Here is a 15,941-nt window from a genome sequence, read left to right on the forward strand (position 1 = left end):
GATACGGATAATTTTCATATAATAGTAAAATAGAATGTGTGATTCAATAATCACCTCAAATAGAAAGGAAATTCTATGTCAAATCTATCTGTTAATGCAATCCGTTTCCTAGGTATTGACGCTATCAACAAAGCCAACTCAGGTCACCCAGGTGTGGTTATGGGAGCGGCTCCGATGGCTTACAGCCTCTTTACAAAACAACTTCGTATCAATCCAGCTCAACCAAACTGGATCAACCGCGACCGCTTTATTCTTTCAGCAGGTCATGGTTCAATGCTTCTTTATGCCCTTCTTCACCTTTCTGGTTTTGAAGATGTTAGCATGGATGAGATTAAGAGCTTCCGTCAGTGGGGTTCAAAAACACCAGGGCACCCAGAATTTGGCCATACAGCAGGGATTGATGCTACCACAGGTCCTCTAGGTCAAGGGATTTCAACTGCCACTGGTTTTGCCCAAGCAGAACGTTTCTTGGCAGCCAAATATAACCGCGAAGGCTACAATATCTTTGACCACTATACTTATGTTATCTGTGGAGACGGAGACTTGATGGAAGGTGTCTCAAGCGAGGCGGCTTCATACGCAGGTCTGCAAAAACTAGACAAGTTGGTTGTTCTTTATGATTCAAATGACATCAACTTGGATGGTGAGACAAAGGATTCCTTTACAGAAAGTGTTCGTGACCGTTACAATGCTTACGGTTGGCATACTGCCTTGGTAGAAGATGGAACAGACTTGGAAGCAATCCATGCTGCTATCGAAACAGCAAAAGCTTCAGGCAAACCATCTTTGATTGAAGTGAAGACTATTATTGGATACGGTTCTCCAAATAAACAAGGAACCAATGCCGTACACGGTGCCCCTCTTGGAGCAGATGAAACTGCAGCAACTCGTCAAGCTCTCGGGTGGGACTATGAACCATTTGAAATCCCAGAACAAGTTTATGCTGATTTCAAAGAACATGTTGCAGACCGTGGTGCATCAGCTTATGAAGCATGGACAAAACTAGTCGCAGATTACAAAGAAGCTCATCCAGAACTGGCAGCAGAAGTAGAAGCCATCATCGATGGACGTGATCCAGTTGAAGTGACTCCAGCAGACTTCCCAGCTTTAGAAAATGGTTTCTCTCAAGCAACTCGTAATTCAAGCCAAGATGCCTTGAATGTTGTGGCAGCTAAGTTACCAACCTTCCTAGGTGGATCAGCTGACCTAGCTCACTCAAACATGACTTATATCAAGACTGACGGACTTCAAGACGATGCCAATCGCTTGAATCGTAACATTCAGTTTGGTGTTCGTGAATTTGCAATGGGAACGATCTTGAACGGGATGGCCCTTCACGGTGGACTTCGTGTATACGGTGGAACTTTCTTCGTCTTCTCTGACTATGTGAAGGCAGCTGTTCGCTTGTCAGCTTTGCAAGGCCTTCCTGTGACTTATGTCTTTACCCACGATTCTATTGCGGTAGGGGAAGATGGCCCAACGCACGAACCAGTTGAGCACTTAGCAGGTCTTCGTGCTATGCCAAATCTAAATGTCTTCCGTCCAGCAGATGCGCGTGAAACGCAAGCAGCTTGGTACCTTGCAGTGACAAGTGAGAAAACACCAACTGCCCTTGTCTTGACCCGTCAAAACTTGACTGTCGAAGAAGGAACAGACTTTGATAAAGTTGCAAAAGGTGCCTATGTTGTCTATGAAAATACAGTCGACTTTGATACCATCTTGATTGCGACAGGTTCAGAGGTCAATCTTGCTGTCTCAGCTGCCAAAGAATTGGCTAGTCAAGGAGCAAAAGTCCGAGTAGTCAGTATGCCATCTACAGATGTCTTTGATAAACAAGATGCAGCATACAAGGAAGAAATCCTTCCAGATGCAGTTCGCTGTCGTGTTGCAGTCGAGATGGGTGCAACTCAAAACTGGTACAAATATGTTGGTCTCGATGGTGCCGTTCTCGGTATTGATACCTTCGGAGCCTCTGCCCCAGCACCAAAAGTATTGGCAGAATATGGCTTTACAGTTGAAAATCTTGTAAAAGTCGTTCAAAACTTGAAATAATCCTAAAAATCAGGGCGTAAGCTCTGGTTTTTTCTTACTAGAAAAGTAAGGTACAATCTTGTAAAAGTAACTGAAATTTGATATAGTAGTCCTATGTAAAAGACAAAGGAGAATATAATGGAATCACAATATACATTTTTAATCATTCTTGTGGCTATGGTGGGCTTGATGTTCTTTACGCAACGCTCTCAAAAGAAACAAGCACAAAAGCGTATGGAAAGCTTGAATAAATTACAAAAAGGCTATGAAGTGATTACAATCGGTGGACTTTATGGAACAGTCGATGAAGTAGATACAGAAAAGAAAACAATTGTTCTTGATGTAGATGGAGTTTACTTGACTTTTGAACTAGCTGCTATCAAGACCGTATTGCCGCTGAAAGAAACAGCTTCACTCGAAGGCGCAATTGAAAAATAAGACGAGATCACGAACTCCCGTTTTTCTATAAAAGAAAGGAAATGGGATGAAAAAATTAGTATTTGTCTGTCTGGGAAATATTTGCCGCAGCCCTATGGCCGAGTTTGTGATGAAATCGATGACAGATAACTACGAAATCCAAAGTCGAGCGACTTCCTCTTGGGAACATGGCAATCCGATTCATAAGGGAACTCAGGGGGTTTTTCAAGAGTATGATATTCCTTATGACAGAGGCAAAACATCGCTTCAGATTAGTAAGGAAGATTTTGAAGCCTTTGATTATATTATCGGAATGGACGCTTCAAATGTTTCGGATCTACGTCAGATGTGTCCAGTAGACTGTCAAGATAAGATTTACTCATTTGCATCTGAAAGTGTTCCAGATCCTTGGTATACAGGAGATTTTGAGGAAACCTATCAGCGTGTTCAAGCAGGTTGTCAAGCTTGGTTAGAACGTTTAGAAAAGGAGAGTGAAGGTGGAAAATCTTAAGAATTTTTACGAAAAGTATCATGTCTATCTGACTCGTCCACGTTTAGAGCTTTTGGCAGTAGTTACCATTGTTTTCTGTGCTGTACTCGTCTTTTTTCTAAATATTCCCGGAAAAGGTGTTCTAAAGCTTGATAATGGAACGATTGTTTACGATGGCAGTCTTGTCCGTGGTAAAATGAATGGCCAAGGAACCATCACCTTCCAAAATGGAGACCAATATACAGGTGGTTTCAACAATGGAGCCTTCAACGGAAAAGGTACCTTTCAATCTAAAGAAGGCTGGACCTACGAAGGTGATTTTGTAAATGGTCAGGCTGAAGGAAAAGGAAAACTAACAACAGAACAAGAAGTCGTTTATGAAGGGACTTTTAAACAAGGTGTTTTTCAACAAAAATAAAGCCTCCTTATCAAAGGAGGTATTGTTAGAATGTTTAAGTAAGCGCTTACCTGCAAATCCCTTTCTTTCCAAGTCTCTCTTCCAAGCAAGTTTGTGAAATAAAAAAATATTTGAAATAAATTTCACAAACTCTAAAGAAAAAACTTGATAAGCAAAGAAAATGAGAAAGATTTCACAAGGAACTAAAAATTCTTTGTGAAATGTTTATGAAACTGTTTACAAAGTTGAAATAATGCGTTATAATAAACTTGTGAAAAAATTAACAAAGGATATCGATCCTTGAAAGCTATGGAGGAAAATATGGCTGATAAAAAAACTGTGACACCAGAGGAAAAGAAACTCGCTGCTGAAAAGCATGTTGATGGATTGGTGCAAAAAGCTCTAGTTGCCCTTGAAGAAATGCGTAAACTCGACCAAGAACAGGTCGACTACATCGTAGCTAAAGCGTCAGTAGCAGCTTTGGATGCCCACGGAGAATTGGCTTTACATGCCTTTGAAGAAACAGGACGTGGTGTATTCGAAGATAAAGCGACTAAGAACTTGTTTGCTTGTGAACACGTAGTAAACAACATGCGCCACACTAAAACAGTTGGTGTTATTGAAGAAGACGATGTAACAGGTTTAACCCTTATTGCTGAACCAGTTGGTGTTGTTTGTGGTATCACTCCAACAACAAACCCAACATCAACAGCAATCTTCAAATCATTGATTTCATTGAAGACACGTAACCCAATCGTCTTTGCCTTCCATCCATCAGCACAAGAATCATCTGCTCATGCAGCACGTATCGTCCGCGATGCAGCTATCGCAGCTGGTGCTCCTGAAAACTGTGTGCAATGGATTACTCAACCATCTATGGAAGCAACAAGTGCCCTTATGAACCACGAAGGTGTTGCGACAATCCTTGCAACAGGTGGTAATGCCATGGTTAAGGCGGCTTATTCATGTGGTAAACCAGCTCTTGGGGTAGGTGCCGGAAACGTTCCAGCTTATGTTGAAAAATCAGCAAACATTCGTCAAGCTGCACACGATATTGTCATGTCTAAATCATTTGATAACGGTATGGTCTGTGCATCTGAACAAGCGGTTATCATTGATAAAGAAATTTACGATGAATTTGTAGCAGAGTTCAAATCTTACCACACTTACTTTGTAAACAAAAAAGAAAAAGCTCTTCTTGAAGAATTCTGTTTCGGCGTGAAAGCAAACAGCAAAAACTGTGCTGGTGCGAAATTGAACGCTGACATCGTTGGTAAACCAGCAACTTGGATTGCAGAACAAGCAGGATTTACAGTTCCAGAAGGAACAAACATTCTTGCTGCTGAATGTAAAGAAGTTGGTGAAAATGAGCCATTGACTCGTGAAAAATTATCACCAGTTATCGCAGTTTTGAAATCTGAAAGCCGTGAAGATGGTATTACTAAGGCTCGTCAAATGGTTGAATTTAACGGTCTTGGTCACTCAGCAGCCATCCATACAGCTGACGAAGAATTGACTAAAGAATTTGGTAAAGCTGTTAAAGCTATTCGTGTTATCTGTAACTCACCTTCTACTTTCGGTGGTATCGGGGACGTTTACAATGCCTTCTTGCCATCATTGACACTTGGATGTGGTTCTTACGGACGCAACTCAGTTGGGGATAACGTTAGTGCCATTAACCTCTTGAATATCAAAAAAGTCGGAAGACGGAGAAATAACATGCAATGGATGAAACTTCCTTCAAAAACATACTTTGAACGTGATTCAATTCAATACCTTCAAAAATGTCGTGACGTTGAACGTGTCATGATCGTTACTGACCATGCCATGGTAGAGCTTGGTTTCCTTGATCGTATCATCGAACAACTTGATCTTCGTCGCAATAAGGTTGTTTACCAAATCTTTGCTGATGTAGAACCAGATCCAGATATCACAACTGTAAACCGTGGTACTGAGATTATGCGTGCCTTCAAACCAGATACAATCATCGCTCTCGGTGGTGGATCTCCAATGGATGCTGCTAAAGTAATGTGGCTCTTCTACGAACAACCAGAAGTGGACTTCCGTGACCTTGTCCAAAAATTCATGGATATCCGTAAACGTGCCTTCAAATTCCCATTGCTTGGTAAGAAGACTAAATTCATCGCAATCCCAACAACATCTGGTACAGGATCTGAAGTAACACCATTTGCCGTTATCTCTGATAAAGCAAATAACCGTAAATACCCAATCGCTGATTACTCATTGACACCAACTGTGGCAATCGTAGACCCTGCTTTGGTATTGACAGTTCCAGGATTTGTAGCTGCGGATACTGGTATGGACGTATTGACTCACGCGACTGAAGCTTACGTATCACAAATGGCTAGCGACTACACTGACGGTTTGGCGCTTCAAGCAATCAAACTTGTATTCGAAAACCTTGAAAGCTCAGTTAAGAATGCAGACTTCCACTCACGTGAGAAAATGCATAACGCTTCAACAATCGCTGGTATGGCCTTTGCAAATGCCTTCCTAGGTATTTCTCACTCAATGGCTCATAAGATTGGTGCGCAATTCCACACAATCCACGGTCGTACTAATGCTATCTTGCTTCCATACGTTATCCGTTACAACGGTACACGTCCAGCTAAGACAGCAACATGGCCTAAGTACAACTACTACCGTGCAGATGAAAAATACCAAGATATCGCACGCATGCTTGGACTTCCAGCTTCTACTCCAGAAGAAGGTGTGGAATCTTACGCAAAAGCTGTCTACGAACTTGGTGAGCGCGTAGGTATCCAAATGAACTTCAAAGCACAAGGAATCGATGAAAAAGAATGGAAAGAACATTCTCGCGAATTGGCCTTCCTTGCTTACGAAGATCAATGTTCACCAGCTAACCCACGTCTTCCAATGGTTGACCATATGCAAGAAATCATCGAAGATTCTTACTATGGTTACAAAGAAAGACCAGGACGCCGTAAATAATTGTTATCAGCCTAGAGGCAGGAATTTCCTGTCTCTTTTTTTGTAATTCTATTTGAAAAATGGTATAATCATCGCATATATTTATTTGAAAATCAAATCTTTTATAATCATGCGAGGGAGAAATGTAAGAGATGAATGAGCTAGGGGAAAAGGTAAGGATTCTTAGAGAGGAGAAAGGGCTTAGTCGTCCAGTTTTTTGCGGGGATGAGTCTGAACTATCAGTGCGTCAGTTGGTGAGAATCGAAAAAGGAGAATTTCGCCCGACGATAAAAACCCTAGAATATATTGCAGATAGATTAGAAATTCCGTCCTACGTCTTGATGCCAGATTATAAGGAATTGCCTAAACGCTACCAAGAATTAAAGTACTTTCTTTTACATCATCCTGACTATGGAGACAAGGAGTTGCAGGAACAAAAGGAAGAATATTTCGATGAGATTTTTGAGTGTTTTTATGATGATTTGCCACGTGATGAGAAAGTGCTAGTGGATTGTCTTCAAGCAATAGATGAGGTGAGGGCGACTAGTAATTCCTTATACGGAAGCAGTGTGATTGAGGGCGGTCTTCAAGATTTACTATCCAGAGATGTATATAAAGCCGAGGACTTGTTGAAACTGAGACTGTATTTCAACTGTCAGTTAATGGATGGTTTAAATATGGGTGAGATAAAAGAATCTGAGCATGAAACCATTCTTTGTTTTCATGACAAACTAAGTTCTCAGGTTGATAAGATAGAGTTCGATTGTTTGGACTTGCTTAGAGATTCCTTGTTAGCTTCTTTAGCTTGTATAGAAATTATGGGGCTGTTTCGTTATTTTAAGAGAGCAGTTGAGACCTTAAATAAAATAGGGCAGAAAACACGAGATTTCCAAAAGCAACCGATTGTCTTGATGGTGGAGTGGAAATATTATCTTCAGACTGATTATGATACAGCAAAACAAAAGTATGAAGAAGCAAAAATGATGGCGAGGATGTTTGGCAATGAGAAGTTAATCGTTAGTTTAGATAATGAATGGAGCCAAGATTTAGAAAGGTATTGTTAAATGCTTTATAGGAGTGACATTTCTGTCATTGAGGGAATGCCGCTTTTTTGTTACAATGAATTTTACTTGATATACATCCAGAAGCAAACTAGGCAATAGAGAGAAAACTCTAAGCTAGTAGGCCCGTAGGGGAAATCAGTGCTGATGTAACTTGAAGGATTTTCTGTAAGTAGGATGTATGACGATAACGGTTTTAAACAAGGGGGAAAGAATGTCCATTTTATCCATTAAAAATATTTCAAAGTTTTACACTTTGGACGGTAAACATCAAGAGCAGGCTTTAAAGAATATAAATCTGCAAATCGCAAAAGGTAAAATTACAGCGATTTACGGTCCATCAGGCTGTGGCAAAACCAGTTTACTAAATATCATCAGCGGTTTAGATAGACAATATGAAGGAGATTTAGAGTTTAAAGGGGAATCCCTCCGTGACTTATCAGAGATTGAACTAACTCAATTTCGTAAAGATAAGATTGGATTTGTGTTTCAAAACTTTAACCTCATTCCACATCAGTCTGTCTTGGACAATGTCAAGCTACCTCTCTATGTCAAAGATTTATCTGACAGGGAGATGACAATGATTGCAAAGGAGCAATTAAGTAACTTAGGCATGGAGCCTTTTGTGGCTAAAAATGTTAAACAACTTTCTGGTGGGCAAAAGCAACGTGTAGCAATAGCGCGTGCACTGGTAAATCAGCCTGATATGATTGTAGCAGATGAGCCAACGGGTTCGCTGGATTCTCAATCCCAAGAAAAGGTATTGGAAGTGTTTAAAAATTTAGCCCAAACAGGGAAAACAGTATTGATCGTAACCCATAATCCAGAGGTTGCTGAATATGCAGATGTGATTATCAAAATGAAGGATGGTGAAGTCGTTGAAGAAGTCAAAAAATAAAGGATTATCATTGAAAAATAAATTCAAACTTTCTTTAAATAACTTTCTGGAAAGAAAGTGGCGTAACCTATTGATTGCGCTAGCAACCTCAATCGGTTTTGTAGGAGTCTTAATTTCTTTCGGCTTGGGAAATGCATTGATTTCGATGATTGATGAAAATACGAATGGAGGTCAAATTCCTTCTCAAGTTCAGATTGCTTTAAACACAAAAAATGTTGGACGAGGCTTTTTGAACCAAGATGATAAGAACTATATCACGGATACAGTTGGAAAAGAAGCTATTAAATATTTGGAGAGTCCTTTTGGGATGATCATGTCAAATATTACTATAGATGGGCAAGAAATGGATCTGAGTCAAACGATGCCTTCTTATGCTCAAGTAGTGAGTCTCTATGAGGATACAAGTATCTCTGTTAGTAGTAATGAGACGGATAAAGTATTGGCTGGCTCCCTCTATACTGATGCAAATGAACAGGGCTTGACGATTCCAATCAGTTTACTAAAAAATTGGAATGAACAGACAGGAAAAAATCTAACAGCTAGTGATGTTATTGGCAAATCAGTCTCAGCCAGCATTGTAGAAAATGCTGCCGAAGCTAGCAAGACTGCTCAATTTCAAACAAAGATTGTGCGTGTGATCAATGATGAAGATGATATGGAGAACAGCAACAGTTTTATGCCGTCTAATCAAATGGAAGCAATCTTGAAAGAAGCTGGATTTACAAAAGCTGTATCTTATTTTATCTTGGAACTCAAAGATCCATCACAAACAAAAGCGATAACAGAAGAATTGCAGAAAAACAAGAAGTATACTGTTCTTTCTCAACAGAAGGTTCTTGATATTGTGATTACTTTTATTCGTGTCATTCAGGGATTATTGATTGTACTTTCATCACAAGCTATTGTGGTAGCAGCGGTCATGATTGGTATTATCATTTACATCAATATCATGCAACGTTCTAAGGAAATAGGTGTCATGAAGGCAGTTGGTTATCAAAATCGTGATGTCAAAGGAATTTTTATTTACGAGGCTATCTGGATTGTAGGCATCGCCTTGTTACTGGCCTTTTTGGTTGCACAAGGGGTGGGAAGTTTGGCGAATGCGGTTGTAAATCACTTTTACCCATCCATCACGAAAGTTTTTGAATTAAATCCTCTATCTATTTTAGGAACTCTAGCTTTCGCTCTCTTGCTTGGTTATGTATCAGCTTACTTCCCCGCACGTAAAATTAGTAAAATGGATCCTGTAGAATCGCTACGATATGAATAGTAAGGGATTCCTTGATTTACAGTTTAAAAAAGAAACTAACATAGAAAAACAATGCCCGTACTTGCAATTAAACTTAAATAGTTATATAATAGGTTTGTTGAAAGGTGATTTGTAGTGATTCAAGTTACTCTTTTCACAATAAAAATTTCATGATTTTCATAAGGAGGAAATCACTAATGGTAGTTAAAGTTGGTATTAACGGTTTCGGACGTATCGGTCGTCTTGCTTTCCGTCGTATCCAAAACGTAGAAGGTGTTGAAGTTACACGCATCAACGACCTTACAGATCCAGTTATGCTTGCACACTTGTTGAAATACGACACAACTCAAGGTCGTTTCGACGGTACTGTTGAAGTTAAAGAAGGTGGATTTGAAGTTAACGGTAAATTCGTTAAAGTTTCTGCTGAGCGTGATCCAGAGCAAATCGACTGGGCTACTGACGGTGTAGAAATCGTTCTTGAAGCTACTGGTTTCTTTGCTAAGAAAGATGCAGCTGAAAAACACCTTAAAGGTGGAGCTAAAAAAGTTGTTATCACTGCTCCTGGTGGAAACGACGTTAAAACAGTTGTATTTAACACTAACCATGACGTTCTTGACGGTACTGAAACAGTTATCTCAGGTGCTTCATGTACTACAAACTGCTTGGCTCCTATGGCTAAAGCTCTTCAAGACAACTTTGGTGTTGTTGAAGGATTGATGACTACTATCCACGCTTACACTGGTGACCAAATGATCCTTGACGGACCACACCGTGGAGGTGACCTTCGCCGTGCTCGCGCTGGTGCTGCAAACATCGTTCCTAACTCAACTGGTGCCGCTAAAGCTATCGGTCTTGTAATTCCAGAATTGAACGGTAAACTTGACGGATCTGCACAACGTGTTCCAACTCCAACAGGATCAGTTACTGAATTGGTAGCAGTTCTTGAAAAGAACGTTACTGTTGATGAAGTAAACGCAGCTATGAAAGCAGCTTCAAACGAATCATACGGATACACTGAAGACCCAATCGTATCTTCAGATATCGTAGGTATGTCTTACGGTTCATTGTTTGACGCAACTCAAACTAAAGTTCTTGACGTTGACGGTAAACAATTGGTTAAAGTTGTATCATGGTACGACAACGAAATGTCATACACTGCACAACTTGTTCGTACTCTTGAATACTTCGCAAAAATCGCTAAATAATTCATGAGTCGATAAAAAAGCAAGGCCTTTTGGTCTTGCTTTTCTTATATGGAAAAATGGATGACGCTATCATCCATTCTTTTTTAATTCTTTTTCAAAAGTATCTGATAGGGTAGTGAAGCTTAATCCCTCTAATGTAAGTGGATGGGTAAAGGAAAGTCGAAAGGCGTGGAGCATAAGCCGACTTGTTTTTGATTTACTATTATAGAGAGGGTCCCCCAGGATAGGAAGATTATGATGCGAAAGGTGGACACGAATCTGATGGGTTCGCCCGGTCTTTAGTTTGCAACGAACCAAGGAAGTTTTGTTTGGAAATTGCTTTAATCTGCTTACATGCGTTTCAGCATATTGCCCATTTTTTGTATCAACTATTCGCTTTCTGCGATCATGGCGATCACGTCCGATTTTGTCTTTGAAAACAAGTTCTTTGTTGCTGATATTTCCGTCAACGAGTGCCCAATATTCTCTAGAAATCTCTTTTTTCTCCAATAAGCGGTTGAGAATGGGGAGGATAAAAGGATTTTTGGCAAAGAGAACCAAGCCACTGGTTTCCATGTCCAGACGATGAACGACATAGCAGGTTTGGCCAACATAGGCACTGACATGGTTAAGAAGGGCGATTTCGCTTGGCTGATTACCATGCGTTTTCATTCCCTCGGGTTTGTTTACAATAATCAAGTGTTGATCTTGATAAACTTCCTGAATAAGGTTTGGGTTGCCCCAAGGAATTTCTTTTTCGGGATAATCTTCCTCGTCAAAAGTCAATTGGCAAACATCTCCAGGATTTACCGTCTCGTTCCAATGAACTTCTCGCTGATTAATCAAAATGTGTTTCTTGATTCTCAAAAAATGACGGATTTTTCTAGGGATGAGGAGTTGCTCCTCAAGTAATTGCTTTACCGTCATTTGAGGTAGAGAGTCTGGCAATGTAAATGTGAATTTCATACAGATATTGTAACAAAAAAAGCCCTATTTGGATAGGAAATAGCTAAATTCTTGTCTTCCTATGATGAAGATGATAAAATAAACGCATGAAATTAGATAAATTATTTGAGAAATTTCTTTCTCTTTTTAAAAAAGAAACAAGTGAACTAGAGGACTCTGATTCTACTAGCTTACGTCGTTCTCGCAGTGATCGAAAAAAATTAGCCCAAGTAGGTCCAATTCGAAAATTCTGGCGTCGTTATCATCTAACAAAGATTGTCCTTATACTAGGTTTGAGTGCAGGCTTGCTAGTTGGAACCTATTTGTTTGCTGTAGCTAAGTCAACCAATGTTAACGATTTGCAAAACGCCTTGAAAACTCGGACTATCATTTTTGACCGTGAAGAAAAAGAGGCTGGTGCTTTGTCTGGTCAAAAAGGAACTTATGTTGAATTGACTGATATCAGTAAAAATTTGCAAAATGCTGTTATTGCAACTGAAGATCGTTCTTTCTACAAAAATGACGGGATTAACTATGGTCGCTTCTTCTTGGCTATTGTCACTGCTGGACGTTCAGGTGGTGGTTCTACTATTACCCAACAGCTGGCTAAAAACGCCTATTTGTCGCAGGATCAAACTGTTGAGAGAAAAGCGAAAGAATTTTTCTTGGCTTTAGAATTGACTAAAAAATATAGCAAAGATCAGATCCTAACCATGTACCTTAACAATGCTTATTTTGGAAATGGTGTGTGGGGTGTAGAAGATGCGAGTAAGAAATACTTTGGAGTTTCTGCATCAGAAGTGAGTTTGGATCAAGCTGCAACTCTGGCAGGGATGCTCAAAGGACCGGAACTGTATAATCCCTTGAATTCCGTACAAGATTCTACCAATCGGCGCGATACTGTCTTGCAGAATATGGTTGCAGCAGGATATATTGATAAAAATCAAGAAACCGAAGCTGCAGAAGTTGATATGAATTCGCAATTGCACGATAAGTATGAAGGGAAAATCTCAGATTATCGCTATCCTTCTTACTTTGATGCGGTGGTTAATGAAGCTGTTTCCAAGTATAATCTAACAGAGGAAGAAATCGTAAATAATGGCTACCGCATTTACACAGAACTGGACCAAAACTACCAAGCAAATATGCAGGTTGTCTATGAAAATACAGCGCTATTTCCGAGAGCAGAGGATGGAACATTTGCACAATCAGGAAGTGTCGCTCTCGAACCGAAAACAGGAGGAGTTCGTGGAGTTGTCGGTCAAGTTGCTGACAATGATAAAACAGGATTCCGGAATTTCAACTATGCAACTCAATCAAAACGTAGCCCTGGCTCTACAATTAAGCCTTTAGTTGTTTATACGCCAGCAGTTGAAGCAGGTTGGGCTTTGAATAAGCTCTTGGATAACCATACCATGAAGTATGACAACTATAAGGTAGATAACTATGCAGGAATCAAAAAGAGTCGAGAAGTTCCCATGTATCAAGCCTTGGCAGAATCGCTTAATCTACCTGCTGTTGCTACTGTTAATGATTTGGGTGTTGATAAGGCTTTTGAGGCAGGCGAAAAATTTGGACTCAACATGGAAAAGGTAGAACGTGTTCTTGGTGTCGCTTTAGGAAGCGGTGTCGAAACCAATCCTCTTCAAATGGCTCAAGCATATGCTGCCTTTGCAAATGAAGGTTTAATGCCGGAAGCTCATTTTATTAGTAGAATTGAAAATGCTAGTGGTCAGGTTATTGCGAGTCATAAAAATTCACAAAAACGAGTGATTGATAAAGCTGTAGCTGACAAGATGACTAGTATGATGTTGGGGACATTCACCAATGGTACCGGTATTAGTTCATCGCCTGCAGACTATGTCATGGCAGGGAAAACTGGAACAACTGAAGCAGTTTTCAATCCGGAGTACACAAGTGACCAGTGGGTAATTGGCTATACTCCGGATGTAGTGATTAGTCACTGGCTTGGTTTCCCGACCACTGATGAAAGTCACTATCTAGCGGGTTCTACATCAAATGGTGCTGCTCATGTCTTTAGAAACATTGCAAATACCATTTTACCTTATACACCAGGAAGCACCTTTACAGTTGAAAATGCTTATAAGCAAAATGGAATTGCACCAGCTAACACAAAAAGACAAGTACAAACCAATGATAATAGCCAGACAGATGATAATTTGTCTGATATTCGAGGACGTGCGCAAAGTCTAGTAGATGAGGCTAGCCGGGCTATCTCAGATGCGAAGATTAAGGAAAAGGCTCAAACAATATGGGATTCGGTAGTCAATCTATTTCGCTAAGATGCTTGTCAAAGCCTAGCTTTCTTGTTATAATAGATAAGATGGAGGCGTTATGGCACTAAAAAAAGCAAGCCTAGCTTGTGCGGTTTGTGGTTCGAGAAACTATTCAATCAAGATTAGTGGAACCCCCAAGCCTACACGACTAGAAGTAAATAAATTTTGTAAGCATTGTGGCAAGTACACTACACACAGAGAAACGAGATAGGAGAGAGCGATGCGTTTTATTGGAGATATTTTTAGACTTCTTAAAGACACAACATGGCCAACTCGCAAGGAAAGCTGGAGAGATTTTCGTTCTATCATGGAATACACAGCTTTCTTTGTAGTGATTATTTACATTTTTGACCAGTTGATTGTTTCAGGTTTGATTCGATTTATTAACATTTTTTAGAAGAGTAGTGAAAGTACACTAAAAATCTTCTATTTATGAAAGGAAATATCATGGATAGTTTTGATAAAGGATGGTTTGTTTTACAAACTTATTCTGGTTATGAAAATAAGGTGAAAGAAAATCTATTACAACGTGCACAAACCTACAATATGTTGGATAATATTCTACGCGTTGAAATTCCAACACAAACAGTGCAAGTTGAAAAAAATGGAAAGAGAAAAGAAGTAGAAGAAAATCGCTTTCCAGGTTATGTTCTTGTAGAAATGGTCATGACAGATGAAGCTTGGTTTGTTGTTCGAAATACACCAAATGTTACAGGATTCGTCGGATCTCACGGAAATAGATCAAAACCAACTCCATTATTGGAACAAGAAATTCGTGATATCTTGGTTTCTATGGGACAAACTGTACAAGAGTTTGATATCGATGTTGAAGTTGGTCAAACTGTACGTATTATTGATGGAGCTTTTGCAGATTATACCGGTAAGATTACGGAGATTGATAACAATAAAGTGAAGATGATTATCTCTATGTTTGGTAATGACACAGTTGCAGAAGTAAACCTAAACCAAATCGCAGAATTATAACCCTGAGAGAGGCTTGTCCTCTCTTTTTTGTGCAGTTGAGGAGCTAAAGGGTGCAGAATGGATGAAATGTGCCAAAAGTGTTTCTGAATCTGTTAGACTGTACACAGAAAGGGGAACGTTATGTTTAAAGAATTGTATGGAGAAGTCCAGGGAATTGTATATAAGAGTAGAAATGAATATTACCTTCATTTGTGGGAGTTATCGGACTGGGATCAAGAGGGAATGATATGTCTACATGAATTGATTAGTAGCGAAGAAGGGCTAGTAGACGATATTCCTCGTTTACGTAAATACTTCAAAACAAAATTCCGGAATCGAATTCTAGATTATCTCCGTAAACAAGAAAGTCAAAAACGGAGATATGATAAAGAGCTTTATGAAGAAGTGGGTGAGATAAGTCATCGTATAAGTGAGGGAGGACTCTGGCTAGATGACTATTATCTCTTTCATGAAACACTAAGAGATTATAGAAGTAAACAAAGTAAAGACAAACAAGAAGAGTTAGAACGCGTCTTAAGAGATGAACGCTTCCGAGGGCGTCAAAGAGTGTTAAGAGACTTACGTATTGTGTTTAAAGAGTTTGACATCCGTACTTATTAGGAATTCATGCAAAAAAGTAAAAAAAGTTTAAAAAAGTAGTTGACAAAAAATAAAAAGTCGGTATAATAGTAAGAGTTGAAAATAACAACTCTGGTCCGTTGGTCAAGGGGTTAAGACACCGCCTTTTCACGGCGGTAACACGGGTTCGAATCCCGTACGGACTATGGTATGTTGCGGTAGTAATACTTGATGAAAAAAGTTTAAAAAAGTTTCAAAAAAGTGTTGACAAGCGAAAGCGACTGTGATATACTAATATAGTTGTCACTTGAGAGAAGTGAGTGACAAAGACCTTTGAAAACTGAACAAGACGAACCAATGTGCAGGGCGCTACAACTAAGGTTGTAGTACTGAACAATGAAAAACAATAAATCTGTCAGTGACAGAAATGAGTGAGAACTCAAACTTTTAATGAGAGTTTGATCCTGGCTCAGGACGA

The 15,941-nt window shown here is 39.6% G+C and carries 15 protein-coding genes and 1 tRNA gene; 15 read left to right on the forward strand and 1 reads right to left on the reverse strand.

Translation table 11 applies throughout. The features are described from left to right. Window positions 1-75 precede the first annotated feature (75 nt). The 9 genes from tkt to gap all read left to right on the forward strand — a co-directional run bounded on the left by tkt (window position 76) and on the right by gap (window position 10,700). Window positions 76-2,052 carry a transketolase gene (gene tkt, locus CYK18_RS09725; RefSeq protein ID WP_101786363.1) on the forward strand — a complete coding sequence of 659 codons (1,977 nt, stop codon included), beginning with the start codon at window positions 76-78 and terminating at the stop codon, window positions 2,050-2,052. Window positions 2,053-2,169: 117 nt separating this feature from the next. Further along, complete coding sequence (gene yajC / locus CYK18_RS09730) at window positions 2,170-2,469, forward strand: preprotein translocase subunit YajC (RefSeq protein WP_000445810.1); 300 nt, start codon at window positions 2,170-2,172, stop codon at window positions 2,467-2,469. A gap of 46 nt (window positions 2,470-2,515) precedes the next feature. Continuing rightward, the gene (locus CYK18_RS09735; RefSeq protein WP_101786364.1) at window positions 2,516-2,959 is read left to right on the forward strand and encodes a low molecular weight protein-tyrosine-phosphatase; all 444 of its coding nucleotides are present in this window, start codon (window positions 2,516-2,518) and stop codon (window positions 2,957-2,959) included. Beyond that, entirely contained in the window at window positions 2,946-3,356 is a 411-nt protein-coding gene (locus tag CYK18_RS09740) for an MORN repeat-containing protein (RefSeq protein ID WP_101786366.1), read from the forward strand. The genes CYK18_RS09735 and CYK18_RS09740 overlap by 14 nt, the downstream gene beginning before the upstream one ends. A 300-nt stretch (window positions 3,357-3,656) precedes the next feature. Further along, window positions 3,657-6,308, forward strand: a complete 2,652-nt coding sequence (gene adhE / locus CYK18_RS09745) for a bifunctional acetaldehyde-CoA/alcohol dehydrogenase (RefSeq protein ID WP_023945660.1) — start codon at window positions 3,657-3,659, stop codon at window positions 6,306-6,308. A gap of 131 nt (window positions 6,309-6,439) precedes the next feature. Next, window positions 6,440-7,351 (forward strand): helix-turn-helix domain-containing protein, encoded by a 912-nt coding sequence (locus CYK18_RS09750; protein WP_101782613.1) that lies wholly within the window; start codon window positions 6,440-6,442, stop codon window positions 7,349-7,351. Window positions 7,352-7,562: 211 nt separating this feature from the next. Beyond that, a complete protein-coding gene (locus tag CYK18_RS09755; RefSeq protein ID WP_101782612.1) occupies window positions 7,563-8,246 on the forward strand; it encodes an ABC transporter ATP-binding protein in 684 nt (227 codons plus the stop codon). Further along, entirely contained in the window at window positions 8,215-9,516 is a 1,302-nt protein-coding gene (locus tag CYK18_RS09760) for an ABC transporter permease (protein WP_180947970.1), read from the forward strand. Before CYK18_RS09755 ends, CYK18_RS09760 begins: the two co-directional genes overlap by 32 nt. Before the next feature lie 176 nt (window positions 9,517-9,692). After that, window positions 9,693-10,700, forward strand: a complete 1,008-nt coding sequence (gene gap / locus CYK18_RS09765; RefSeq protein ID WP_000260682.1) for a type I glyceraldehyde-3-phosphate dehydrogenase — start codon at window positions 9,693-9,695, stop codon at window positions 10,698-10,700. Window positions 10,701-10,769: 69 nt separating this feature from the next. On the opposite strand, the gene CYK18_RS09770 is transcribed toward gap, so the two are convergent. Then, window positions 10,770-11,645 (reverse strand): RluA family pseudouridine synthase, encoded by an 876-nt coding sequence (locus CYK18_RS09770; RefSeq protein ID WP_101786368.1) that lies wholly within the window; start codon window positions 11,643-11,645, stop codon window positions 10,770-10,772. An 86-nt stretch (window positions 11,646-11,731) separates the two neighbouring features. On the opposite strand from CYK18_RS09770, the gene pbp2a reads away from it, so the two are divergent. The 6 genes from pbp2a (at window position 11,732) to CYK18_RS09800 (ending at window position 15,669) form a co-directional block, all read left to right on the forward strand. Beyond that, window positions 11,732-13,927 (forward strand): penicillin-binding protein PBP2A, encoded by a 2,196-nt coding sequence (pbp2a, locus tag CYK18_RS09775; RefSeq protein ID WP_101786370.1) that lies wholly within the window; start codon window positions 11,732-11,734, stop codon window positions 13,925-13,927. 52 nt (window positions 13,928-13,979) lie between these two features. Then, window positions 13,980-14,132 (forward strand): 50S ribosomal protein L33, encoded by a 153-nt coding sequence (gene rpmG, locus CYK18_RS09780; protein ID WP_014017356.1) that lies wholly within the window; start codon window positions 13,980-13,982, stop codon window positions 14,130-14,132. 9 nt (window positions 14,133-14,141) lie between these two features. Further along, window positions 14,142-14,318, forward strand: coding sequence for a preprotein translocase subunit SecE (gene secE / locus CYK18_RS09785; RefSeq protein WP_001210991.1), 177 nt, complete (start codon window positions 14,142-14,144; stop codon window positions 14,316-14,318). A 50-nt stretch (window positions 14,319-14,368) separates the two neighbouring features. Then, entirely contained in the window at window positions 14,369-14,905 is a 537-nt protein-coding gene (gene nusG / locus CYK18_RS09790) for a transcription termination/antitermination protein NusG (RefSeq protein WP_000376740.1), read from the forward strand. 120 nt (window positions 14,906-15,025) lie between these two features. Further along, window positions 15,026-15,505: a transcriptional regulator gene (locus tag CYK18_RS09795; protein WP_101786372.1), complete on the forward strand. Its 480-nt coding sequence runs from the start codon at window positions 15,026-15,028 to the stop codon at window positions 15,503-15,505. A 92-nt stretch (window positions 15,506-15,597) separates the two neighbouring features. After that, window positions 15,598-15,669, forward strand: a tRNA-Glu gene (locus tag CYK18_RS09800). The last annotated feature ends 272 nt before the right edge of the window (window positions 15,670-15,941 follow it).

This window comes from Streptococcus mitis (assembly GCF_002860865.1).
Classification (GTDB): Bacteria; Bacillota; Bacilli; order Lactobacillales; family Streptococcaceae; genus Streptococcus; species Streptococcus mitis_AT.

Bases quoted from the DNA above. Each gene is read 5' to 3' on its own strand.
- CYK18_RS09770 (WP_101786368.1), bottom strand. From the start codon at position 11,645: ATGAAATTCACATTTACATTGCCAGACTCTCTACCTCAAATGACGGTA.
- CYK18_RS09735 (WP_101786364.1), top strand. From the start codon at position 2,516: ATGAAAAAATTAGTATTTGTCTGTCTGGGAAATATTTGCCGCAGCCCT.
- gap (WP_000260682.1), top strand. From the start codon at position 9,693: ATGGTAGTTAAAGTTGGTATTAACGGTTTCGGACGTATCGGTCGTCTT.
- nusG (WP_000376740.1), top strand. From the start codon at position 14,369: ATGGATAGTTTTGATAAAGGATGGTTTGTTTTACAAACTTATTCTGGT.
- yajC (WP_000445810.1), top strand. From the start codon at position 2,170: ATGGAATCACAATATACATTTTTAATCATTCTTGTGGCTATGGTGGGC.
- CYK18_RS09760 (WP_180947970.1), top strand. From the start codon at position 8,215: ATGGTGAAGTCGTTGAAGAAGTCAAAAAATAAAGGATTATCATTGAAA.
- adhE (WP_023945660.1), top strand. From the start codon at position 3,657: ATGGCTGATAAAAAAACTGTGACACCAGAGGAAAAGAAACTCGCTGCT.
- CYK18_RS09795 (WP_101786372.1), top strand. From the start codon at position 15,026: ATGTTTAAAGAATTGTATGGAGAAGTCCAGGGAATTGTATATAAGAGT.
- tkt (WP_101786363.1), top strand. From the start codon at position 76: ATGTCAAATCTATCTGTTAATGCAATCCGTTTCCTAGGTATTGACGCT.
- CYK18_RS09755 (WP_101782612.1), top strand. From the start codon at position 7,563: ATGTCCATTTTATCCATTAAAAATATTTCAAAGTTTTACACTTTGGAC.
- CYK18_RS09750 (WP_101782613.1), top strand. From the start codon at position 6,440: ATGAATGAGCTAGGGGAAAAGGTAAGGATTCTTAGAGAGGAGAAAGGG.
- secE (WP_001210991.1), top strand. From the start codon at position 14,142: ATGCGTTTTATTGGAGATATTTTTAGACTTCTTAAAGACACAACATGG.
- pbp2a (WP_101786370.1), top strand. From the start codon at position 11,732: ATGAAATTAGATAAATTATTTGAGAAATTTCTTTCTCTTTTTAAAAAA.
- rpmG (WP_014017356.1), top strand. From the start codon at position 13,980: ATGGCACTAAAAAAAGCAAGCCTAGCTTGTGCGGTTTGTGGTTCGAGA.